Here is a 19657-nt window from a genome sequence, read left to right as displayed (position 1 = left end):
CACTTCCGTCTTCCTCGGGCTTGACGAAGGCAAGGGCGGCGGCCCGCCTTCTCTTGAGGAGCGTTTCGCAAGCATGGAATGGCAGGATGAGGCAATCGTGCTCGGTGTGCGCCGACATGGCGAGACGAGCGTCATCGCGGAGGTGATGACGCGCCGGCATGGCCGCCACATGGGGCTCGTCCGGTCCGGTCGCTCGCGGTCCATGCAGCCCGTTCTCCAGCCGGGCAACGGGGTGGAGGTCACGTGGCGCGCGCGCCTGTCCGAGCATCTCGGCGAGTTCCGCCTCGAACCGGTCCGGCTGAGAGCGGCGGCGCTGATGGAAAGGGCGCTGTCCGTCTATGGTGTCCAGGCCGTTGCGGCCCTGCTGCGGCTCCTGCCGGAGCGTGATCCCCATCCCCATCTTTACGAGGCGCTCGGCGTCGTGCTCGATCATTTGCAGGACCCTGCCGTGGCCGGCGAACTGTTCGTGCGCTTCGAGCTGGCCGTTCTGGACGATCTCGGCTTCGGCCTCGATCTCAGCGAATGCGCGGCGACGGGCGGGCGCGACGATCTCGTCTATGTGTCGCCGAAATCGGGCAGGGCGGTTTGCCGGGCGGCGGGCGAGCCCTATGCGCCGCGCCTGCTGGCCCTGCCGGATTTCCTGAACGGCGGCCAGGCCGAGCTGCGTCCGGCCACGGGGGCGGCGCTGGCCGAGGCCTTCCGGTTGACGGCGTTCTTCATGAGCCGCAACGTCTACGAGCCGCGCGGCATTGCCGGCGGCTCGGTCAGGGACGGTTTCGTTCAGGCCGTGCTGAAGGGCTGCGAGGACCGCGGCGCGGCGAGCGAGGCCGCCGAATAGTCAGGCGGCCTTTGCCCGCAGCCGGGCGACACCCGTCTCGTGGATCGGCAGATGCACCAGCGCGGCGAGAAGGCCGAGACCCACCCCGAACCACCAGACCGGATCATAGGAGCCGAGCCGGTCGTAAAGAACGCCGCCCATCCAGACGCCGAGGAACGAGCCGACCTGGTGCGACAGGAAGACCAGTCCGCCGAGCAGGCCGAGATGGCGCGTGCCGAACATGATGGCGACCAGCGCATTGGTCGGCGGCACGGTGGAAAGCCACAGAATGCCCATGACGGCAGAGAAGATCACGACAGAGGCCGGGGTCTGCGGCAGAAGGAGGAAGGCCGTCACGGCGACGGACCGGGTCAGATAGATGAAGGCGAGGATATAGCGCTTCGAGTAGAGCTGGCCGAGATAGCCGGCGCCGAGCGAGCCGATGATGTTGAAGAAGCCGATCAGCGCCATCGCCACCACCGGCCAGGGGGCGAGAATGCCGCGGTCGTTGAGATAGGCCGGAAAATGCGCGGTGATGAAGGCAACCTGGAAGCCGCAGACGAAGAAGCCGAGCGTCAGCAGCACATAGCTGCGGTGGCCGAAGGCCTCGGCCAGCGCTTGCGATGCCGTCTGGCTGCTGTCGGACGCCTTCTGGCTTCCGGACTGGGCGTTACCCCTCAGTGGCCATGCCAGCACCGGGATCAGCAGCGTCATGGCGCCGATCCAGACGAGGCCGTCCGCCCAGCCGACATTGGCGATCAGCGCCTGCGAGATCGGCGCGAACAGGAACATGCCGGCCGAACCTGCGGCAGTGCCGATGCCGAATGCGAAGGAGCGCTGTTCCGGCGTCACGTTGCGGGCGAAGGCCGAAAGAATGATGCCGAAGGAGCCGGCGGCGACGCCGAGGCCGACCAGCACGCCGCCGCCGATATGCAGCAGCACCGGCGACTGGCCGAGCGACATCAGGAAAAGCCCCGCGGCATAGAACAGACCGGACATGACGAGCACGCGGCCGGTGCCGTATTTGTCGGCCACGGCGCCGAACAGCGGCTGGCCGAGACCCCAGGCGAGGTTCTGTATGGCCATCGCCAGACCGAATGTGGTGCGGTCCCAGCCTGTCTCCGACAGGAGCGGCATCTGGAAGAAGCCCATCGCCGAGCGGGGCCCGACCGAAAGGATGGCGATCAGCGAGCCGCTGACGATGATCAGCCAGGGCAGGGACTGGCGCGGGTGGGCGGACATGGGCTTCCTCCGGATATGGAAAATGCAATACTGCCGCGGCCCTGTCGCGAAAAGCGATTTTTACTGATGGTATTGTTCACGTCCGTTGATGACGGGCGCCGTGTCGCGCCTGCGGACGGGACCTGGACGCTGCCGGACCGGTGTCGTCAGCGGCGCTTGAAGGCCCAGCCGTCGGCCCGCGTTTCCAGCACCGTCACCGTGTCGCCGAGCGCCAGCGATCCGGCGCCGCGCGGCACCGCGTTCCAGCCGAAGAGCGGCCCGGGCACGCGGCGGTCGGCGGACATGCGGATGCGGCCCATCGCCTTCATGGGGCTCGCCCCCTCGCGCGAACCGGTCTGCTGGTCCTGCGTCGTCATGATGCAGCGGGCGCAGGGCTTCACCAGGTCGAACCGGGTGCCACCGATCTCGATCGCCGCCCAATGATCCTCTGCGAAGGCCTCGCTGCCGTCGATGACGATGTTCGGGCGGAACCGGTCCATGCCGACCGACGCCTCACCATGCGCGGCCATGTTAGCGTTCAGGGCGTCGAGCGAGGCGGTGGTGGTGACGAGGATCTGGTAGCCGTCGGCGAAGGTCACGGGCGAATCGTCGCCAGCCCAGTCCGGGCTCGCCGCCCGGTATGCGTTTTTGTCGAAGTGGACGAGAACCGCATCGCGGCCGAGCCAGCGGGAAAGGGTGGCGTTGGTCGCCTCGTCCGCCAGCGCCGCATTGACGATGGATTTCCAGATGGCGACGTCCTTGCGCGCGGTGAAGCCGGTAAGCGGCGCGGCGTGGCGTTCCGCGCCCATGCCGAGATGAAGCGTTCCGCCGACGACCGCCGCCTCGACCTGCGCCAGTTCCGGCAACTCGCGCTGGGTGATGAAGTGGCCGGACGGATCGGCCAGCATGAAGCGCCGGTCCCCGGAAAGGCCGAAGGCGTCGACGGGGCTGGTTTCGAGCGCGATGCCGCGGCCGCTTTTCAGGGGATAGATGGAGAGGTCCGAAACCCGCATGCCGTTGACCTTTCAGATTTCGTCGAGAAACTGCCCGTATATGGCGACGAGCCGCGCGTGTCGTTCCCTAGCCATAGCCTGTCCGGTCGCGGTCTTGAACCCCTCTGCGAGCCGGAAGAGCTTGGCCGGAAAATGGTCGAGGGCATAGGCGCGGTCGTCGAGCGGGCGGTTTTCGGCCAGCGGGTCGGCCGGATCGTAGAGCGCCGAGCCCATCCGCGCCGCCGTATAGAAGCAGCGTGCGGCGCCGACCGCGCCGATGGCGTCCAGCCGGTCGGCATCCTGAAGGATTTCCGCTTCCCGGGTTTCGGGCACGAGGCCGGCGGAAAAACTGTGCGTCAGGACGGCGTGATGAACGGCGGCGCGGTCGGTGTCGCTCCAGCCGAGCCCTTCGAGGATGGCGGCGGCCCTGTCGGCGGCAAGGCGCGATGCCTGCGTCCGGAGCGGCGAGTTCTTCTCGACCGCCACGCAATCGTGCAGCAGGGCGGCAGCGGCGAGAATGCGCCCGTTGCCGCCTTCCCGTTCGTGGATGCGCATGGCGTTGCGGAAGACGCGGGCGATGTGGGAAAGATCGTGCGATCCGTCGCCGGTGTCGTCGAGGTGGGGAAGGAGCGCGGCCGCCAATGTCTCGTGGGGTGCGAAGCGTGCGGGCAGGCAAACGGTGTTCATCGGCATCTCCATTGCCGCCGGGTTTAGAGCGATTCCAGGAAAAGCATGAAGCGGTTTTCCGTCCGGAATTGCGCAGGACCAATGAACTGGAGCATGTCAGCATTTCCATGAAAAGATGAAATGCTCCAGCGGCGCAGCCCGATCCGGGCAAGCGACCAATTATCCGAATTCATCCTTGCAAACCGTCACAAAAGTTTTTAAATCGAATCCACCGGCTCGTGCCGGTTTTCTTTGGCTCCACTTATGCTCAATTTGAGTATAAATGGCCGAGGCCGCGGGGAGCGGCTTGAGAGGAGACGGACTATGGCTGGGCAGGCAGCGTTGCGCGCCACGGGAGGAGTGGCGCTTTCGGCGGCGGAGCGGTTCGGCGTGCTGGAGCGCCCGGATCTGGCGTTCACGCCGGCGGTGGCGAAGGAAACGGCGCATCTTTACGAACGCGTCCGCCATTTCATCCCGGAAATCGAATGGCCCGTCTATGCGCCCTATGCCCACGCCATCAACCGCCTGAAGCAGGAGCGCAACGCGGTCATTCTGGCGCACAACTACCAGACGCCCGACATCTTCCATTGCGTTGCTGATATCGTCGGGGATTCGCTCCAGCTTGCCCGCGATGCGACGAAGGTCGAGGCCGGCATCATCGTCCAGTGCGGTGTTCACTTCATGGCGGAGACCTCCAAGCTGCTCAACCCGGACAAGACGGTGCTGATTCCCGACGGCCGCGCCGGCTGTTCCCTGTCGGAATCGATCACGGGCGCGGATGTGCGCGAGCTGAAGCGCCGCTATCCGGGCGTGCCGGTCGTCACCTATGTGAATACCTCCGCCGAGGTGAAGGCCGAAACGGATATCTGCTGCACCTCGGCCAATGCCGTGGAGGTGGTGGAAAGCCTCGAGTCCGACACCGTACTCTGTATCCCGGACGAATATCTGGCGATGAACGTCGCCCGGCGCACCAACAAGAAGATCCTGACCTGGGCCGGCCATTGCGAGGTTCACGAGCGCTTTACGGCGGATGAACTGCTGGCCTTCAGGGAGGCCGACCCGACGATCGAGATCGTCGCGCATCCCGAATGCCATCCGAGCGTGCTCGACGTGTCGGATTATTCCGGCTCGACCTCCGGCATGATCGACTATGTCAGGAAGCGGAAGCCGGAGCGCGTGCTGCTGGTCACGGAATGCTCTATGGCCTCCAACATCCAGGCGGAAGTGGAGGGGGTTGATTTCGTCAAACCGTGCAATCTCTGTCCGCACATGAAGCGCATTACCCTGCCGAAAATTCTCGACAGCCTGCTTTTCATGACGGAGGAGGTGACGGTCGATCCGGCGATTGCCGCGCCCGCCCGCCTCGCCGTCGAGCGGATGATCAATCTCAAGGCCTGACGGCAAATGCCCGCGGCTGCGGGGAGGGGCACATGGCAATTGCAGGTGAAGTCGCGGTGCCGCTGAGTTTCGGCGGTGTGGACGATGTGGTGATCGTGGGCGGCGGTCTGGCCGGGCTGTTCTGCGCGCTGAAGCTTGCGCCCCGTCCGGTGACGGTGCTGGCGGCGGCGCCCATCGGGCAGGGCGCCTCCTCCGCCTGGGCGCAGGGCGGCATCGCCGCCGCGATGAGCCCGGGCGACACGTTCGAAAGGCATCTTGCCGACACGCTTGCGGCCGGCGCGGGCATCGTCGATGCGAAGATCGCCATGCTGACCGTGTCCGAAGGCCCCGAGCGCATCCGCGACCTCTTGTCCTACGGCGTTCCGTTCGACCGAGACCTGGAAGGCCGGCTCCTGCTTTCGCGCGAGGCGGCGCATTCCGAACGGCGCATCGTGCGTGTCAGGGGCGACATGGCCGGCAGGGCCATCATGGAAGCCCTGATCGCCGCCGTGCGGAAAACGCCGACCATCCGCGTGCTGGAAGGCTATGTGGTCGAGGATCTGGTGCGCGAGGGCAGGTCGGTGACGGGCGTGATCGCCCGGCCGGATGCCGGCCAGTCGAAGAGGCGCATCGTCTTTCCGGCCCGTTCCGTCGTGCTCTGCTCGGGCGGCATCGGCCATCTCTACGCCGTCACCACCAATCCCGCCGAGGCGCGGGGGCAGGGGCTCGGCATGGCCGCCCGCGCCGGCGCGGTCGTCGCCGATCCGGAATTCGTCCAGTTCCACCCGACCGCCATCGATATCGGCCGCGATCCTGCGCCGCTGGCCACCGAGGCGCTGCGCGGCGATGGCGCGCTGCTGGTCAACGGCGCCGGCGAGCGCTTCATGGCGGCGATCCATCCCGATGCCGAGCTTGCGCCCCGCGATATCGTGGCGCGGGGCGTCTTTGCCGAGGTCCGGGCTGGGCGCGGCGCGTTTCTCGATTGCCGCAAGGCCGTGGGAAAGCATTTTCCGGATGCCTTCCCCACGGTTTACGCCTCCTGCATGGCCGCCGGCATCGATCCCGTCACCCGGCCGATCCCGGTCGTGCCGGCCGTTCATTATCACATGGGCGGCCTGATGGTGGATGCCGACGGACGCACCTCGCTCGACGGCTTGTGGGCGGCGGGCGAGGTGGCGTCCACCGGCCTGCACGGTGCGAACAGGCTCGCTTCCAATTCCCTGCTGGAAGCCGTGGTCTTCGGCGCGCGCATTGCCGAAAGCATCAAGGGGCTCATTCTCCAGAACGGCATTCGCAACTGGCCGAAGAACGCCGGCGAGAACGACGAGCTGGTGACGCTGGAAGACAGCGCGGAACTCAAGCAGTTGCGCCGGATCATGGCGAACGATGTCGGCGTGATCCGCGACGCGAAGGGGCTGAAGCACGCGCTTCGCGAGATCCACCGGCTCGAACACGAAAATCCGCGCCTGCGCTTTGCGAATATCGTTGCCGCCGCCAGGCTGGTCGCCGTCGCCGCCCATGACCGCCCGGAAAGCCGCGGCGGCCATTTCCGCGCGGACCACGCCGAACCGCAGGATGCCCTGCGCCGCCGCACCTTCCTGACATTGAAACAGGCCGAGGCGCGCGCGGCGGAGATTGCCGCTCTTTGACGATTGGGGAAGGATGATCCAATGACCGTTACACCGCTACGCCCCGCGCTTCCCGCCATTCTGCTGGAGGATCAGGTTCGTGCAGCCCTTCTCGAGGATCTCGGCAGGGCCGGCGACATCACCACCTATGCGACCATCGCGCCGTCGCTGGCGGCGGAGGCCCGCGTCAACACGCGCCAGGACGGCGTGGTCGCCGGTCTGGAACTGGCCCGCACCGCCTTCCGGCTGGTCGATCCGGCCATCGTCTTCACGGCGCATGTGGAGGACGGCGACCGGGTGCAGCCGGGCGATTCGCTGGTCACGGTCGCCGGCCCGGCACGCCCGGTGCTGTCGGCGGAACGCGTGGCGCTCAATTTCCTCATGCACCTGAGCGGCATCGCCACGCTGACGGCGCGCTATGCGACGGAAATCGCCCACACCCGGGCAAAGATCACCTGCACGCGCAAGACGCTGCCGGGTCTGCGCTCGCTGGCGAAATACGCCGTACGGCTGGGCGGCGGCTCGAATCACCGCTACGGCCTCGACGATGCCGTGCTCATCAAGGATAACCATATCGCCGTTGCCGGTGGTGTCGCCGGCGCCGTCGCCGCGGCCCGCGCCTATTGCGGCCATCTGGTGAAGATCGAGATCGAGGTGGACGGGCTGGAGCAGATGCGCGACGCGCTGGCGGCGGCGCCCGATGCCATCCTGCTCGACAATATGGCCCCCGACCTGCTGCGCGAGGCGGTGGAGATCAACCGCCGGCATGCCGGCCTGTCGCCGGAAGCCTATGGCCGCGCGCCGGGCCGCGTGACGCTGGAGGCGTCCGGCAATGTCGATCTGACCACGGTCAGATCCATCGCGGAAAGCGGCGTCGACTATATCTCGACATCCAAAATCACCATGACGGCGCCGACACTGGATGTCGGTCTGGATGTCGTGACGCACTGATGCAATTTTCGGCGGTGTGTGCCTAAAAAATGGCTTACATGCCTACTGAATGCGCGTAAAAAGAAATTGACTAGTTTATATGCAATTTTGTCTTGCGCGCGCAGTCGAACCTGTTTTGAATAGCCCCGATCAGATCACACAATCCGACAGGGGGATTTCACACAATGTTGATGCGCAGAACGTTTACCGGCCTCGTTGCCGCCGCCGCCCTGCTGGGCATGGCCGGCGGCCTTGCCGTGCCGGCGCGCGCCGACACGGCCATCAAGTTCACGCTCGACTGGAAGTTCGAAGGTCCGGCTGCCGGCTTCCTGCTGGCGGCGGACAAGGGTTACTTCAAGGATGAAGGCCTCGATGTGACCATCGATAGCGGCAACGGCTCCGTCGAGGCCATTCCGCGTGTTGCCACCGGCGCCTACCAGATGGGCTTCGGCGACATCAACTCGGTCATCCAGTTCCTCGACAAGGACCCGACCCAGAAGGTCAAGGCCGTCATGATGATCTACGAGCGCCCGACCTTCGCGGTCGTCGGCCGCAAGGCGCTCGGCATCACCGAAGACCCGAAGTCGCTGGAAGGCAAGAAGCTCGGCGCGCCGCCGCCGGACGGCGCCTTCGCGCAATGGCCGGCCTTCAAGCAGGTGGCGGGTATCGATGATTCGAACATCACCATCGAATCCATCGGCTTTCCGGTGCGCGAGCCGATGCTGGCCAAGGGCGACGTCGACGCTGTCTTCGGCTTTGCCTTCTCGGTCATCCTCAACCTGAAGGCCCAGGGCACGCCCGCCGAGGATATCGCGACCATCCTGATGGCCGAGCACGGCCTCAACCTTTACGGCAACGCCATCCTGGTCAACACCGATTTCGCCGAAGCCAACCCGGAGGCCGTCAAGGGTTTCCTGAGGGCGCTCGCCAAGGGCTTCGCCGATGCCGTCGCTGATCCGAAGGCCGGTGCCGAAGCGGTGCTGAAGCGCAACGAGACGCTGAATGTCGACATCGAGCAGGAACGCCTGCAAATGGCCAACGACATGAACATCAAGACGCCCTACGTCATCGAAAACGGCTTCGGCGGCGTCGATCCCGAGCGTCTGGCCGCCTCGCTGGAAACGCTGAAGATCTCGATGGGGCTCGAGGGCAAGGTCACGGCCGAACAGATCTTCGACGCCAGCTACCTGCCGCCGAAGGAAGAGCGCCTGCTTCCCTGATTGCGACGGTTGTCCACTCCGGCCCCCGGGCCGGGGCTGGGCCACTGAAGCCTTTCGTCCGTCATCGAAGCCTCTCTTCCGTCATCCTCGGGCTTGACCCGAGGATCCATGTCGTGGGTGCGGCGTGGATGGTCGGATCAAGCCCGACCATGACGGAGGGAAGGGGACCGGGCTTTCAGAAGGGAAGCCGCTTTCCGCCCGAAAACAGGAGAACCACCACCGATGCCGCCTCTGGTATCCATCGAAAACGTCGACATGCGATATGGCGGCCCGGAAGGGACGCTTGCCGTCTCCAACCTCAACCTGACCGTGGCCAAGGGCGAATTCGCCGCTGTCGTCGGCCCTTCCGGCTGTGGCAAGTCCACGCTGATGAAGCTCGTCACCGGCCTGCACATTCCGCAAAAGGGGAATGTGATCGTCGCGGAAAAACAGGTGACGGAGCCGGTTTCCATCGTCGGCATGGCTTTCCAGAACCCGACCATGCTGCCTTGGCGCACGACGCTGGAAAACATCCTGCTGCCGCTGGAGATCGTCGAGCGGCACCGCAAGCGACTGCGCGCCCACAAGAAGGAATACATCGGACAGGCCGAGCGCCTGCTGGAGATCGTCGGCCTGAAGGGCTTCGGCTCGAAATATCCCTGGCAGCTTTCCGGCGGCATGCAGCAGCGCGCCAATCTCTGCCGCGCGCTGATCCACGAGCCGGAACTGCTGATGCTCGACGAGCCCTTCGGCGCACTCGACGCCTTCACCCGCGAGGAGTTGTGGTGCGTCATCCGCGATCTGCACGCCGCGCAGGGCGTGACGATCGTTCTCGTGACCCACGACCTGCGCGAGGCGGTGTTTCTCGCCGACAAGATTTTCGTCATGAGCGCCCGCCCGGGGCGGGTTCTGGCCGAGCACCGGGTTCCCTTCGAGCGCCCGCGCCAGATCGACCTGACCTACGACACCGCCTTCAACGACATGGTGCATGGACTGCATGCCGAGATCGCCAATGCGAGGGTCGCGGCATGAGCGGTTATGTCGAACCCAACGATCCCGTGCTTCTCGCCCGCGTCGAGGCCGCCGACAAGGCCATCGCCGAGCGGCTTGCCAACCGGTCCGCGCCGCTTTTCGAGCGCATCGACTGGGTGAAGGCCGCGCCCTGGCTCTATACGCTGGCGCTGTTCGCGATATGGGAACTGCTGGTGCTGGCGCTGAACATGCCGCCCACCATCCTGCCGTCGCCGCTCCGGGTGTTCGAGGCCATCGTGCAATACTGGTCGCCGATCTGGAAGAACTCGCTCCAGACGCTTTACACGACCACCTTCGGCTTCATCATCGCCGTTATCGCGGGGCTGCTGCTCGGCCTGTTCATCGGCTGGTCGAAGACGATATATGCTGGCCTCTATCCGCTGATGATCGGCTTCAACGCCATTCCGAAGGTCGCGCTCGTGCCGATCCTCGTCATCTGGTTCGGCATCGGCACCGTGCCGGCCGTGCTCACCGCCTTCCTGATTTCCTTCTTCCCCATCGTCGTCAACGTCGCCACGGGGCTCGCCACCATCGAGCCGGAGACGGAGGACGTGCTGCGCGCGCTCGGCGCGAAGAAGATGGACATCATGCTGAAGGTCGGCATTCCGCGTTCCATGCCCTACTTCTTCGGCTCGCTGAAGATCGCCATCACGCTGGCCTTCGTCGGCTCGGTGGTCTCGGAAACGGTTGCCTCGAACTACGGCCTCGGCAACATGATGAGCTCGGCCCAGAGCCAGTTCAACGTGCCGCTGGTCTTCGCCGGCCTGTTGATGCTCGCCGTCGAGGGCATCGCCATGTATGCGCTCATGGCCTGGCTCGAGCGGCGCATGACGGGCTGGGCGCACCGCTCCACGATGGGGCAGTAAGCGGCTCCGATGGCATGAGACGGGCGGCGCTTCCGGGGCGCCGCCCTTTTTGTTTTCCCGGGGCGGGGCGGCGAATGATGGCGATCCTCGGGGAAAATCACGGGCAATTCTTACCCCTGATTAATGCGTTTTGACGCTTGCCGGCAAGCGGCCTAGTGTCCTGCCGCCGTGATTGATAGCGGTGCGACGCGCGATCGTCTGCGCGTCACTTCCAGGTCGCGTCGTCCTGTCCTCGGCGCACCCGGATGTCGGCGCCTCCCGGACGATATCCAGCGCATGGTTTTCCGCCCGCAACCGCGCCGAAAGTGATGATTCCACCCGGTCTACGGGTGCCCTCCACCATCGTACTGCGTTTCCCGAAAACACCTTGAATCACAGGGAGTCCTGTATGACCAGCGTCACATCGCTTTCCGCATACAGTTACAGCACAGGTTACAAATCCAGCCTCGACAAGAATGGCGACGGCGTCGTTTCCGCCGACGAACTCGCCGCCGCCCAACAGTCGGGCGCGTCCTCCTCGACCGCTTCCTCCTCGCTGACGTCCGGTACGGCCGCCGGGCAGGAGGAAGAGACCGCCGCAAGCTCGGCGCTCGCGAAGCTGTCTTCCCTCATCAGCTCGTTTCTGATGCAGTCGGCGAGCGGCGAGAGCCAGTCCGGCGGGAGCGAAAGCGGCACCGGAGACTTCTTCACCACTCTGGACGCCGATGGCGACGGTGTGCTGACGCAAGCCGAGTTCCTGACCGGCAAGCCGGAGGATGTCAGCGATGAACAGTCCGCCGCGCTCTTCGCCACGCTGGACGCCGATGGCAACGGCGCGGTGAGCGCCGAGGAGTTCGCGGCGATGCGCCCGGAAGGTCCGCCTCCGCCGCCGCCGTTGGCTGCGGCTGAGACCGAAGACGGCGCAACCGTCGACAGCGAGACCAGCCTGGCCGAATTTCTGGAGCAGATACAGAGCGTGATCGACAGCTATCTGGAAAATCTCGAAGAAGAGGCCGCTGAACAATCGGTCCTGCTGACGGCCTGAGGCACCCGGAAACCGGATGCGGCGGACGACCTTCGTCGCTAGAGCATTTCCAGCAAAACCGGGAACCGGTTTTGCGTCAGGAATTGCGTAAAAACAGAGAGTTGGAGTATTTCGGCGTTTCCGTGAGAAGACGGAATGCTCCAGGCTTCGCAGAGCGCCGCATCCACGACGGGTGCGGCGCTCCTTTCGATTCCGGATGCGGTTCGGAATGGCGACGAATGAAGGAGGGTTTCAGTCCTCCTTGCCCGTCTCGTCGAGGGCAAGCTTCGCGGCGCGGGTCAGGTCCCGCGTCGTCCGCCACCACAGAGATCGCTGCACCCAGTAACGCAGGGTGATCAGCGCCCCTGTTTCGGTCAGATCGGCCACGAAGACTTCCGGCGCGGGCGAGTCGAGCACCCGCTTGTCCTGCCGCGCAAGCCCCATCAGCAGCGCTTCCGCCTTGTCGATGTCGGCATCCAGTCCGACCGTCACCGTCAGGTCGTGGCGGCGGGTGTCCTCGCGGCTGAAATTGGTGATCGGCACGTTCCACAGCGTCGAGTTGGGGGCCAGCCGGTAGAGCCCGTCCGGCGTCTTCATCTCGGTGGCGAACAGCCCGATTTCGGTGATCGTGCCGGAAATGCTGGCGGTCTCGATATATTCGCCCACCCGGAAGGGCCTCAGCACCAGGAGCATGATGCCCGCCGCGATGTTTTGCAGCGTGCCCTGAAGCGCCAGGCCGATGGCGAGGCCGGCGGCACCCAGCGCGGCGATAATCGACGCCGTCTGCACGCCGAACTGGCCGAGCACCATCACCACCACCAGAATGAGGATGGCGTAGCGCAGCGCATTGGAGAAGAAGCGCGCCAGCGTCTCGTCGAAGCCCCGGATGCGGGAAAGGGCGCGGAAGGCCCATCCCCTGAGCAGCCCGGCGGCGAGCCAGCCGAGGATCAGCAGGATCAACGCGCCGATAATGGAGAAGGAATATTGCACCGCAAGCGTGCTGGCCTGAATGGCTGCCGCCTGTGTCGCCTGAAGAATTTCCGTCGTTTGCTGTTCCATGCCGTTCCGTCCGTTTCCGTTCGGAAAGACATGGAGCGGGCGCGCAACGGTTCAACCGCAGGGCGGGTATTTATCCGCGTCCGCCGAGCTTCAGGCCGGGGGCGGGGCGTTCCCCGACGATCCGGCGGCGGAAGCGGAAAAGGGCGGCCGGCCGGCCGCCGGTTGCCGTGGCGGTGCCGCCGGTCGGCTCCACCAGTTCCGCCCCTTCCACCAGCCGGCGGAAATTCTGCTTGTGCAGGTGCCGGCCCGAAATCGCCTCGACGGTGGCCTGCAATTCGGTCAGCGTGAACTCCGGAGGCATGAGTTCGAAGATGACGGGCCGGTACTTGATCTTGGCGCGCAGCCGGGCAAGCGCGGTGGCGGCGATGCGGCGGTGGTCGAACCGCATGGCGATGCCGAGCGCGGCGGCGGGACCGGCCGCATGTCCGTCCGCGACTGCCTCCTCGACCAGACCGGCCTCGTAGAGCAGTTCGTAGCGCTCCAGCGCGCGTTCCTCGTCGAAGGGGAAATCCTCGTTGCCGAAGGCGAGCTTCAGCCGCAGCCTGCGCGCCGCCGCCTCGCTGCCGGGGCCTGCTTCCGCCCAGCCGGTCAGCGCCGGCATCAGCACGCGGTCGATCAGCGCCGGTCGCCCGCCGCGCCAGTCCTCCCAGGGCAGGAAGCCGTACCAGTCGCGCCAGTGCGCGCCGGTGGCCTCCAGCCGGGCGGCGCAGTCCGGGTCCATGCGCGTCAGCGCCAGATAGCCGACCGACACCAGATGCGGCCCCTTTTCGCCGGGAATGTGCTGTCGGCCGCGGTCGCCGAAGGTGTAAAGCTGCTCGATATAGCCGAGCCCCAGCGCTGTCTGGCGCTCGACCGTATCACGCAGCGACATTTCCATCGTGCGGTGAACGGTCGGGTCGAACGGCCCGTAGGGCAGGCCCTCCGGCTCGCCTGCCGTTTCGCGGGTCACGAGAATGCGCGGCGTGTTGTCGGAGACAGCGACGATCGCCGCGTTGAGGCCGATCTCGACGGAGGTGGGGCGCTCAGCCATCGGCGGCCTCGCCGGCGTCGAGCGGCAGGACGAAGGGCGCATTGCCGTCGGCATCCGCGCCGCGGCCGATGTGCTTGACGGCCGCCGTGAGGCGTTCTTCGCGGCCCAGCAGGGCGTCGCCGAGCGCAACGAGGCGGGCATTGGGCGTCGCAAAGGGCGAGGCCTTGCGCAGCCTGAGCGCCAAGTCCCGCTCGTCGGTTTCGGGCATGACGGCCAGCGCGGCGACGAGGGCGGCGGCCGGAGAACGGGAAATGCCCATCCAGCAATGGATGAGCAGCGGCGCGGCGCGATCCCACGCGCGGGCGAACGCGATCAGCTGCGCGACCTGCGCGTCCTGCGGGCCGGTCATCCGGCCAGCCGACGCGCAGCCGATATCGTGCATGCGCAGGACCAGATGCCGCTCGGGCGCAATGAGGCCCGGCCGGTGGAAATCATGACCGTCGGACAGCAGCGACACCATGTCCCGCACGCGGTGGCGGACGGCCATTTCGGCGATGCGCCCAAGCGGCGAGACGACGATGAGGCTCATGAATCACCTTCTGCACGTTCTTTTTCAAGCGCATGAAAACGTTCGAGAAAGCGTTCCTCGGCTTCCTTGGCGGGCAAGGGCGTCATCGCCATTGTATCGCGGCTGAAGCCGCGCGGCACGCCGAAGAACCGGTGGGCTTCGGAGGCGGTGAAGCCGGCCAGTTCCGTCGCCTCGAAAAAGGCCGACACCGTGTCCGCCTTCTTGATGCGTGCCTTCAGCACCCGGTCGGGATGGGGCGGCAGGCCGAAGCGCAGATGGATGGCCGCTTCCAGCTTCTTCTCGATGATCTTGTAGCCGCCGCCGACCACCGCCTTGAAGGGCGAGATCATATCGCCGATCACATATTCCGGCGCGTCGTGCAGCAGCGCCATCTGGCATTCCAGCGCATTGGCCTTGCCGAGACGGCGGAAGATGTCCTCGACGACGAGGCTGTGCTGGGCGACGGAAAAGGGATGGTCGCCGAAGGTCTGGCCGTTCCACCGCGAAACCCGCGCCAGACCGTGGGCGATGTCCGAGATTTCCACATCGAGCGGCGAGGGATCGAGCAGGTCGAGACGCCTGCCCGAGATCATCCTTTGCCAGGCGCGGATTACTTTCTCGGCCATGCGCTCAGGCTCCGGCGTCTGTCGCGCCGTCCGGGAAGGTGAGGCCGCTCCAGGCGGGAAGGGTGAGCGAAACCGGCACGTCGCCGGCCAGAATGAGAGTGCCGGCGGCGATGGCTTCGCCGGCGCGGTCGATGCGGACGATGGCGAGCGCCTGTGCGCCGATGACCGTGCCGAGCGTGCCGATCGGCTTGCCGTTCGCGGTGATTTCGGTTCCCCCCGGCGGCAGCGGCGCGGAGGCCGAGACGATCACCGTCCGCCGCCGCGCGGTGCCGCGATGCTTCATTCGCGAGACGACCTCCTGGCCGACGAAGCAGCCCTTGCGGAAGGCGACGCCCTCGTTCAGGTCCATCAGGACGTCGTGCGGGAAGGCGTCCTGCAAGGCGAAATCGAAGCCGGACATGGCTATGCCGTGGGCGATGCGCAGGGCGCGGTAGGCGCTTTCGGGTCCTTCGCCGTGCCGGCCGGGCTTGCGCAGCACGCGCACGCCGGCCACCTTGAAGCGGCCGTCCTCGATGGCTCCGTCCATTTCGCCTTCGTCCCAGAACACGGTGATTCCCTCGTCGGGAAGAAGCGCGATGTCGACGGCGGCGCGGAGCCGGTAAAGCATCAGCCGCTTGATGAACGCCTCGCTGCTGCCGGTGTCGATGTCGATGACGAATCCGTCGCCGTCGCGCCAGAACAGGAAGTCGAACAGGATCTTGCCCTGCGGCGTCAGCAGCGCTGCCGGGCGGGCGAAGCCGGGCGCCAGATCCTCCGCATCGGCGGTGATGAGGCCTTGCAGGAAATCGGCGCACTCCTTGCCTGAAACGCGAATCAGTCGGCGATGGCCGAGAAAGGTTGCTGGCATGTCGATTTCCTCAAAACGTCCCGGCCGGGGCCGGGGTCAGTCGCCCGCAGTCAGGAATTTCCAGCGCCCGTCCGGCGTCAGGCCCATCTGGAAGAAATTGTATCCTCCGTATTCCTGCATGCCCATCAGGTCGCCGGCCGTGACGATGCGCAGCAGTTCTACCTTTTCGGGAGGGCTGAGCGTCTGAATATCCTTTTCCGCGAAATACGGCCAGATGAAAATCTCGTCGGCGGTACCGGGATTGACGCGCGCATAGCCCGACGAGATGAGATCGAGGATGATGGCGAGGACTTCAACGCCGTCCTCGTCGCCGGAGATGGCCTTCAGGGCGTTGATGGGATCGTCGCCATCGTCGGCCGAGGGGATTTGCGTGCGCTCGTCGCCGGTGCCGATCAGCGGACGCAGGCGCTCCGGATCGCCGGATACGGCCGCCTCGATGATCTTTTCGCGCAGCCTGCGCACCGGCTCGGGCAGCCTGGCCGCGTCATGGGAATATTCGACGACGGCCGGCGTTTCGCTTTCCGTCTGCGCGCTGCCGTCCGCGCCGTTGCCCGGCTGCGGCGTGGTCGAGCCTTCGAGATCGAGGGCAGGGGCGTTGCCGGCGGCCTGACCGGGCGTTGCCGGTTCGCCGTCCACCGATCTCAATTGGGAAAGCGCGAATGCCTGGCCGGAGCCGAGGGAAAGGCAGAGGGTCAGGGCGAGGATCGTCGAAAGACGGTACACAATGCTGTGCGATGCGGCGGCACGCGCGTTGGGCATGCGAAGGTTCGGGCTCCTACTGAACGATGCGCTGCGGGGAAAATTCGCCGGCCAGCATGCGCTCGCGCAACTGGTCCAGAATCGCTTCGACGCCATCCTCGCCATGAAGGCGAATGCTTTCGCGCATGGCCAGCGCGAATGCTGCATCTGCGATGATTTCCGGTTCGATACCGTCTGCCATGCCATCGGCCCACGCCTCGTTCTGGTATTCAAGCGCAGCCTGCATCTTCTCATGAACAATCATGTCGTCAATGTCGTTGCGGCGTGGTTCCATTACAAGGCCCTCAGGTAACTCATTCATCTCTTACCCATCCGTTAACAACTTTACCAGCCTTTTCCGGAAACGGCACGCGCGCTCGGAAAAAGAGGTTAACAAACGGCTAATTTCCGAAGCGGCTCGTTATTTCTGCAACAAGTGTTGCGCCTTCGGCACGGTAGCGGCCTTCCGCTGCCAGCGCTGCGGGAGAACAGGCGGTGTGGATCGCGGCGAACGCGCGGTATCCGCGGTTGAAGGCCGCCGTCATGCGCGCACGGCGTGTCGGCTCGCTCGCCGTGTCGGCGTCGAGGATCGCCTGCATGTCCGCCCGCCAGCTTTCGTCGGCGATTCCGCACAGCGGTCGCAGGTAGGAAAGCGCGCCGAGAATCTCGGCCAGCCGGGCGAGCCGCGCGTCATAGGGGGCTTCCGCATCGTGCTGCACCGCTGGCGGCGGCGGCGCGGGAGCCGGCCGGTTCTGGGCGAGCGCCGGTGCCGCCGTCAGGCACGCGAGAAGGAGCGCCGGGACGCGCCGTCTCATGACAACTCATCCAGAAAGATCCTCAGCCGCTCGGCGCATTCCACGACGCTTTCCGGCGCGGGAAGGCCGCGGATTTCCTCCGGCGTGAACCAGCCTGCGTCGCTGGCATCGTCGGCGGCCACGGCCTCCGCGTCGCTCGCCGCCTCGACCAGAAACACCGAAAGGAAGAAATGCGTGCGCCGCGCCGGCGCGTCGTGCTCGCCCCTCAGGTCGTAGGTTGCGAAAAGGCGCGGATTTTCCGCCCGGATGCCGGTTTCCTCGTGAAATTCGCGCAGCGCCGTTTCGGCCGGGGTCTCGCCCGGTTCGGCGCGCCCGCCCGGAAAGGCGTAGAGATCGGCGGCCGGCGGATTGCGCCTGCGGATGAGGAGCAGGCGTCCGTCGCGGACGAGAATGGCGGAAGAGGCGGCTTGCGGCTGGGAAGACATGGGATCCGATTTCCTGACTGGCAGGCAAATTGCCCTTGCAAGGCCGCTCCTGTCCAGTATGAACAGAAGGAACGGCGGAAAAACATGGCGAGGGCCTGTGCCGTCGCCGCTTTCGTGGAAAGTCCCGGCCCGGCGGCCATCGTCCTTTCGCCAGAGGAGGAAGCGGAACAGATGTGCGGACGCTATGCCTTGATCGAAAAACCGGAATCGGTTGCCGAAACCTTCGGGCTCGCGGCGCTGGAGGGATTTCCGCCGCGCTACAACATCGCCCCGTCGCAGCCGATTCTCGTCGTTGCGAGCGGCGATGCGCCGCCGCGTGGCGGCAATGAAACGGGACGTCGCGCGCTGCTGGTGCGCTGGGGCTTCGTGCCGGGATGGGTGAAGGACCCCTCCACCTTTCCGATGCTGATCAACGCCCGCGCCGAAACGGCGGCTGAAAAGCCCTCCTTCCGCGCCGCCATGCGCCACCGCCGCGTTCTGGTGCCGGCGAGCGGCTTTTACGAATGGCGCCGTCCGCAAGGCAAGGGCGCGAAGGGCGAGCCCTTCTGGCTGCGGCCGCGTCGCGGCGGCGTGATCGCCTTCGCCGGCCTGATGGAAAACTGGTCTTCCCCCGAGGGTTCGGAATTCGATTCCGCCGCCATCGTCACGACGGCGGCCAATGCGGCGCTGAAGCCGATCCACGATCGCATGCCGGTGGTCATCGCGCCGGAGGATTTCTCCCGCTGGCTCGACTGCCGCGGGCAGGAACCGCGCGACGTCGCGGACCTGATGCGGGCCGCGCCCGACGATTTTTTCGAGGCGATTCCGGTGTCCGAAAAGGTCAACCGAGTGGCCAACAGCAGCCCCGACCTTCAGGAGCCCGTGTCGCGCGCCGCCCCCGAAAAGCCGAAGCCGGATGGCGGCGGCCAGATGTCCTTCCTCTGATTCCTCCCTGCATTATCGAGAATTCTCCATGCCCGTCACCTATGCCGCCCTGTCCGGCTTCGCGCTCGGCGCTTCGCTCATCATCGCCATCGGCGCGCAGAACGCCTTCATCCTGAGGCAGGGCCTCATCCGCTCGCATGTCTTTGTCCTCTGCCTGATCTGCGCCCTGTCGGATGCGCTTCTGATCGCCGCGGGCGTCGCCGGGCTCGGCAGCCTCATCGCGTCGGCGCCGGCGCTGATCTCGGCCGTCACGCTGGGCGGTGCGATTTTCCTCGCCGCCTACGCCTTCCTCGCCTTCCGGCGGGCGTCGAACCCGGGCGCGATGGCAGCGGGCAGGCCGGAGGCCATGCCGCTCGGCGCGGCCATCTCCACCTGCCTCGCCTTCACCTTCCTCAACCCGCATGTCTATCTCGATACGGTCGTTCTGCTCGGCGGACTTTCGGCGCGATACGAGGGGACGGCGCGGCTGGCCTACGGTCTCGGCGCGGTGCTGGCGTCCTTCGTCTGGTTCTTCGCGCTCGGATACGGGGCACGGCTGCTGGTGCCGCTCTTTTCCCGCCCCTCGGCATGGCGGGTTCTCGATGCGCTGATCGGTGTAGTCATGAGCCTGCTCGCGCTGAGCCTGACGGTCAGGTTTTTCGCCGGGTAGGGCAAGGCCGGACGGGAAGATGCGCGGCCAGCGGGCAGCCAAAAGAAAACCCCGCTGCGGATATCCGTCGCGGGGCTTCGGGAGGATTGCCTTGCCGGCCGGTCATGCGGCCTTCTTGGCCTTTGCGGCGGCCGGGCGCTTCAGCATCATCGCTGCCGCGATCACGGCCTTCAGGCCGAGCGGCGGGTAGCTCGGGGCCGTATCCCGCTTTTCGCCGTCCCTGCTGGCGGCTTCGTTGTTCTGGTCCATCGTCTCTTTCCTTGCAACACGTTGCGTTCTTCTGTTGGCGGTGCGTATTGCCGCCA

General features: G+C 66.0%; 23 protein-coding genes. 10 read left to right on the top strand and 13 right to left on the bottom strand.

Features of this window, described 5'->3' with window-relative positions:
- The first annotated feature begins 73 nt into the window (after window positions 1-73).
- The gene (recO, locus tag NOF55_RS18435; RefSeq protein WP_306412580.1) at window positions 74-838 is read left to right on the top strand and encodes a DNA repair protein RecO; all 765 of its coding nucleotides are present in this window, start codon (window positions 74-76) and stop codon (window positions 836-838) included.
- Here the strand turns inward: recO and NOF55_RS18430 are convergent, their stop codons facing one another.
- The 3 genes from NOF55_RS18430 to NOF55_RS18420 all read right to left on the bottom strand — a co-directional run bounded on the left by NOF55_RS18430 (window position 839) and on the right by NOF55_RS18420 (window position 3717).
- Window positions 839-2059, bottom strand: a complete 1221-nt coding sequence (locus NOF55_RS18430) for an MFS transporter (protein WP_306412579.1) — start codon at window positions 2057-2059, stop codon at window positions 839-841.
- A 146-nt stretch (window positions 2060-2205) separates the two neighbouring features.
- Entirely contained in the window at window positions 2206-3051 is an 846-nt protein-coding gene (locus NOF55_RS18425; protein WP_306412578.1) for an MOSC domain-containing protein, read from the bottom strand.
- A 12-nt stretch (window positions 3052-3063) separates the two neighbouring features.
- On the bottom strand, window positions 3064-3717 hold the full coding sequence (locus tag NOF55_RS18420; protein WP_306412577.1) for an HD domain-containing protein: 654 nt from the start codon (window positions 3715-3717) through the stop codon (window positions 3064-3066).
- A 303-nt stretch (window positions 3718-4020) separates the two neighbouring features.
- On the opposite strand from NOF55_RS18420, the gene nadA reads away from it, so the two are divergent.
- The 7 genes from nadA (at window position 4021) to NOF55_RS18385 (ending at window position 11752) form a co-directional block, all read left to right on the top strand.
- Entirely contained in the window at window positions 4021-5094 is a 1074-nt protein-coding gene (gene nadA / locus NOF55_RS18415) for a quinolinate synthase NadA (protein WP_306412576.1), read from the top strand.
- 32 nt (window positions 5095-5126) lie between these two features.
- Complete coding sequence (locus NOF55_RS18410) at window positions 5127-6722, top strand: L-aspartate oxidase (RefSeq protein WP_306412575.1); 1596 nt, start codon at window positions 5127-5129, stop codon at window positions 6720-6722.
- 21 nt (window positions 6723-6743) lie between these two features.
- On the top strand, window positions 6744-7652 hold the full coding sequence (nadC, locus tag NOF55_RS18405) for a carboxylating nicotinate-nucleotide diphosphorylase (protein WP_306412574.1): 909 nt from the start codon (window positions 6744-6746) through the stop codon (window positions 7650-7652).
- A 164-nt stretch (window positions 7653-7816) separates the two neighbouring features.
- Complete coding sequence (locus NOF55_RS18400) at window positions 7817-8851, top strand: ABC transporter substrate-binding protein (RefSeq protein ID WP_306412573.1); 1035 nt, start codon at window positions 7817-7819, stop codon at window positions 8849-8851.
- A 222-nt stretch (window positions 8852-9073) separates the two neighbouring features.
- Window positions 9074-9862 carry an ABC transporter ATP-binding protein gene (locus NOF55_RS18395; RefSeq protein ID WP_306412572.1) on the top strand — a complete coding sequence of 263 codons (789 nt, stop codon included), beginning with the start codon at window positions 9074-9076 and terminating at the stop codon, window positions 9860-9862.
- Entirely contained in the window at window positions 9859-10728 is an 870-nt protein-coding gene (locus NOF55_RS18390; protein ID WP_306412571.1) for an ABC transporter permease, read from the top strand. The genes NOF55_RS18395 and NOF55_RS18390 overlap by 4 nt, the downstream gene beginning before the upstream one ends.
- A 388-nt stretch (window positions 10729-11116) precedes the next feature.
- Window positions 11117-11752, top strand: coding sequence for an EF-hand domain-containing protein (locus tag NOF55_RS18385; protein WP_306412570.1), 636 nt, complete (start codon window positions 11117-11119; stop codon window positions 11750-11752).
- Between the two features lie 231 nt (window positions 11753-11983).
- Here the strand turns inward: NOF55_RS18385 and NOF55_RS18380 are convergent, their stop codons facing one another.
- From NOF55_RS18380 to NOF55_RS18340, 9 genes are all read right to left on the bottom strand, one after another.
- Complete coding sequence (locus NOF55_RS18380) at window positions 11984-12790, bottom strand: mechanosensitive ion channel family protein (protein WP_306412569.1); 807 nt, start codon at window positions 12788-12790, stop codon at window positions 11984-11986.
- Window positions 12791-12860: 70 nt separating this feature from the next.
- The gene (locus tag NOF55_RS18375; protein ID WP_370869000.1) at window positions 12861-13862 is read right to left on the bottom strand and encodes an NUDIX hydrolase; all 1002 of its coding nucleotides are present in this window, start codon (window positions 13860-13862) and stop codon (window positions 12861-12863) included.
- A complete protein-coding gene (locus tag NOF55_RS18370) occupies window positions 13813-14349 on the bottom strand; it encodes a tyrosine phosphatase family protein (protein WP_306412567.1) in 537 nt (178 codons plus the stop codon). Before NOF55_RS18370 ends, NOF55_RS18375 begins: the two co-directional genes overlap by 50 nt.
- Window positions 14346-14954: an HD domain-containing protein gene (locus NOF55_RS18365; protein WP_306412566.1), complete on the bottom strand. Its 609-nt coding sequence runs from the start codon at window positions 14952-14954 to the stop codon at window positions 14346-14348. Before NOF55_RS18365 ends, NOF55_RS18370 begins: the two co-directional genes overlap by 4 nt.
- A gap of 4 nt (window positions 14955-14958) precedes the next feature.
- Window positions 14959-15801 (bottom strand): CAF17-like 4Fe-4S cluster assembly/insertion protein YgfZ, encoded by an 843-nt coding sequence (ygfZ, locus tag NOF55_RS18360; RefSeq protein ID WP_306412565.1) that lies wholly within the window; start codon window positions 15799-15801, stop codon window positions 14959-14961.
- A gap of 36 nt (window positions 15802-15837) precedes the next feature.
- A complete protein-coding gene (locus tag NOF55_RS18355) occupies window positions 15838-16560 on the bottom strand; it encodes a hypothetical protein (RefSeq protein WP_306412564.1) in 723 nt (240 codons plus the stop codon).
- A 16-nt stretch (window positions 16561-16576) separates the two neighbouring features.
- Window positions 16577-16834: a hypothetical protein gene (locus NOF55_RS18350; RefSeq protein ID WP_306412563.1), complete on the bottom strand. Its 258-nt coding sequence runs from the start codon at window positions 16832-16834 to the stop codon at window positions 16577-16579.
- Between the two features lie 106 nt (window positions 16835-16940).
- Window positions 16941-17354 carry a TIGR02301 family protein gene (locus NOF55_RS18345; protein ID WP_306412562.1) on the bottom strand — a complete coding sequence of 138 codons (414 nt, stop codon included), beginning with the start codon at window positions 17352-17354 and terminating at the stop codon, window positions 16941-16943.
- Window positions 17351-17779, bottom strand: coding sequence for an NUDIX hydrolase (locus tag NOF55_RS18340; protein ID WP_306412561.1), 429 nt, complete (start codon window positions 17777-17779; stop codon window positions 17351-17353). The genes NOF55_RS18345 and NOF55_RS18340 overlap by 4 nt, the downstream gene beginning before the upstream one ends.
- 171 nt (window positions 17780-17950) lie before the next feature.
- Here NOF55_RS18340 and NOF55_RS18335 point away from each other — a divergent pair, with 171 nt between their 5' ends.
- On the top strand, window positions 17951-18703 hold the full coding sequence (locus NOF55_RS18335; RefSeq protein WP_306412675.1) for an SOS response-associated peptidase: 753 nt from the start codon (window positions 17951-17953) through the stop codon (window positions 18701-18703).
- A gap of 28 nt (window positions 18704-18731) precedes the next feature.
- Entirely contained in the window at window positions 18732-19352 is a 621-nt protein-coding gene (locus NOF55_RS18330) for a LysE/ArgO family amino acid transporter (RefSeq protein ID WP_306412560.1), read from the top strand.
- Between the two features lie 102 nt (window positions 19353-19454).
- Here the strand turns inward: NOF55_RS18330 and NOF55_RS18325 are convergent, their stop codons facing one another.
- Window positions 19455-19601: a hypothetical protein gene (locus NOF55_RS18325; protein ID WP_306412559.1), complete on the bottom strand. Its 147-nt coding sequence runs from the start codon at window positions 19599-19601 to the stop codon at window positions 19455-19457.
- Between the last annotated feature and the right edge of the window lie 56 nt (window positions 19602-19657).

This window comes from Ectorhizobium quercum, from assembly GCF_026552795.1.
Taxonomy (GTDB): domain Bacteria; phylum Pseudomonadota; class Alphaproteobacteria; order Rhizobiales; family Rhizobiaceae; genus Ectorhizobium; species Ectorhizobium quercum.
This window is presented reverse-complemented; position numbering and strand designations above follow the sequence as displayed.

Bases quoted from the DNA above. Each gene is read 5' to 3' on its own strand.
- recO (WP_306412580.1), top strand. From the start codon at position 74: ATGGAATGGCAGGATGAGGCAATCGTGCTCGGTGTGCGCCGACATGGC.
- NOF55_RS18430 (WP_306412579.1), bottom strand. From the start codon at position 2,059: ATGTCCGCCCACCCGCGCCAGTCCCTGCCCTGGCTGATCATCGTCAGC.
- NOF55_RS18425 (WP_306412578.1), bottom strand. From the start codon at position 3,051: ATGCGGGTTTCGGACCTCTCCATCTATCCCCTGAAAAGCGGCCGCGGC.
- NOF55_RS18420 (WP_306412577.1), bottom strand. From the start codon at position 3,717: ATGAACACCGTTTGCCTGCCCGCACGCTTCGCACCCCACGAGACATTG.
- nadA (WP_306412576.1), top strand. From the start codon at position 4,021: ATGGCTGGGCAGGCAGCGTTGCGCGCCACGGGAGGAGTGGCGCTTTCG.
- NOF55_RS18410 (WP_306412575.1), top strand. From the start codon at position 5,127: ATGGCAATTGCAGGTGAAGTCGCGGTGCCGCTGAGTTTCGGCGGTGTG.
- nadC (WP_306412574.1), top strand. From the start codon at position 6,744: ATGACCGTTACACCGCTACGCCCCGCGCTTCCCGCCATTCTGCTGGAG.
- NOF55_RS18400 (WP_306412573.1), top strand. From the start codon at position 7,817: ATGTTGATGCGCAGAACGTTTACCGGCCTCGTTGCCGCCGCCGCCCTG.
- NOF55_RS18395 (WP_306412572.1), top strand. From the start codon at position 9,074: ATGCCGCCTCTGGTATCCATCGAAAACGTCGACATGCGATATGGCGGC.
- NOF55_RS18390 (WP_306412571.1), top strand. From the start codon at position 9,859: ATGAGCGGTTATGTCGAACCCAACGATCCCGTGCTTCTCGCCCGCGTC.
- NOF55_RS18385 (WP_306412570.1), top strand. From the start codon at position 11,117: ATGACCAGCGTCACATCGCTTTCCGCATACAGTTACAGCACAGGTTAC.
- NOF55_RS18380 (WP_306412569.1), bottom strand. From the start codon at position 12,790: ATGGAACAGCAAACGACGGAAATTCTTCAGGCGACACAGGCGGCAGCC.
- NOF55_RS18375 (WP_370869000.1), bottom strand. From the start codon at position 13,862: ATGCGCCCTTCGTCCTGCCGCTCGACGCCGGCGAGGCCGCCGATGGCT.
- NOF55_RS18370 (WP_306412567.1), bottom strand. From the start codon at position 14,349: ATGAGCCTCATCGTCGTCTCGCCGCTTGGGCGCATCGCCGAAATGGCC.
- NOF55_RS18365 (WP_306412566.1), bottom strand. From the start codon at position 14,954: ATGGCCGAGAAAGTAATCCGCGCCTGGCAAAGGATGATCTCGGGCAGG.
- ygfZ (WP_306412565.1), bottom strand. From the start codon at position 15,801: ATGCCAGCAACCTTTCTCGGCCATCGCCGACTGATTCGCGTTTCAGGC.
- NOF55_RS18355 (WP_306412564.1), bottom strand. From the start codon at position 16,560: ATGCCCAACGCGCGTGCCGCCGCATCGCACAGCATTGTGTACCGTCTT.
- NOF55_RS18350 (WP_306412563.1), bottom strand. From the start codon at position 16,834: ATGGAACCACGCCGCAACGACATTGACGACATGATTGTTCATGAGAAG.
- NOF55_RS18345 (WP_306412562.1), bottom strand. From the start codon at position 17,354: ATGAGACGGCGCGTCCCGGCGCTCCTTCTCGCGTGCCTGACGGCGGCA.
- NOF55_RS18340 (WP_306412561.1), bottom strand. From the start codon at position 17,779: ATGTCTTCCCAGCCGCAAGCCGCCTCTTCCGCCATTCTCGTCCGCGAC.
- NOF55_RS18335 (WP_306412675.1), top strand. From the start codon at position 17,951: ATGTGCGGACGCTATGCCTTGATCGAAAAACCGGAATCGGTTGCCGAA.
- NOF55_RS18330 (WP_306412560.1), top strand. From the start codon at position 18,732: ATGCCCGTCACCTATGCCGCCCTGTCCGGCTTCGCGCTCGGCGCTTCG.
- NOF55_RS18325 (WP_306412559.1), bottom strand. From the start codon at position 19,601: ATGGACCAGAACAACGAAGCCGCCAGCAGGGACGGCGAAAAGCGGGAT.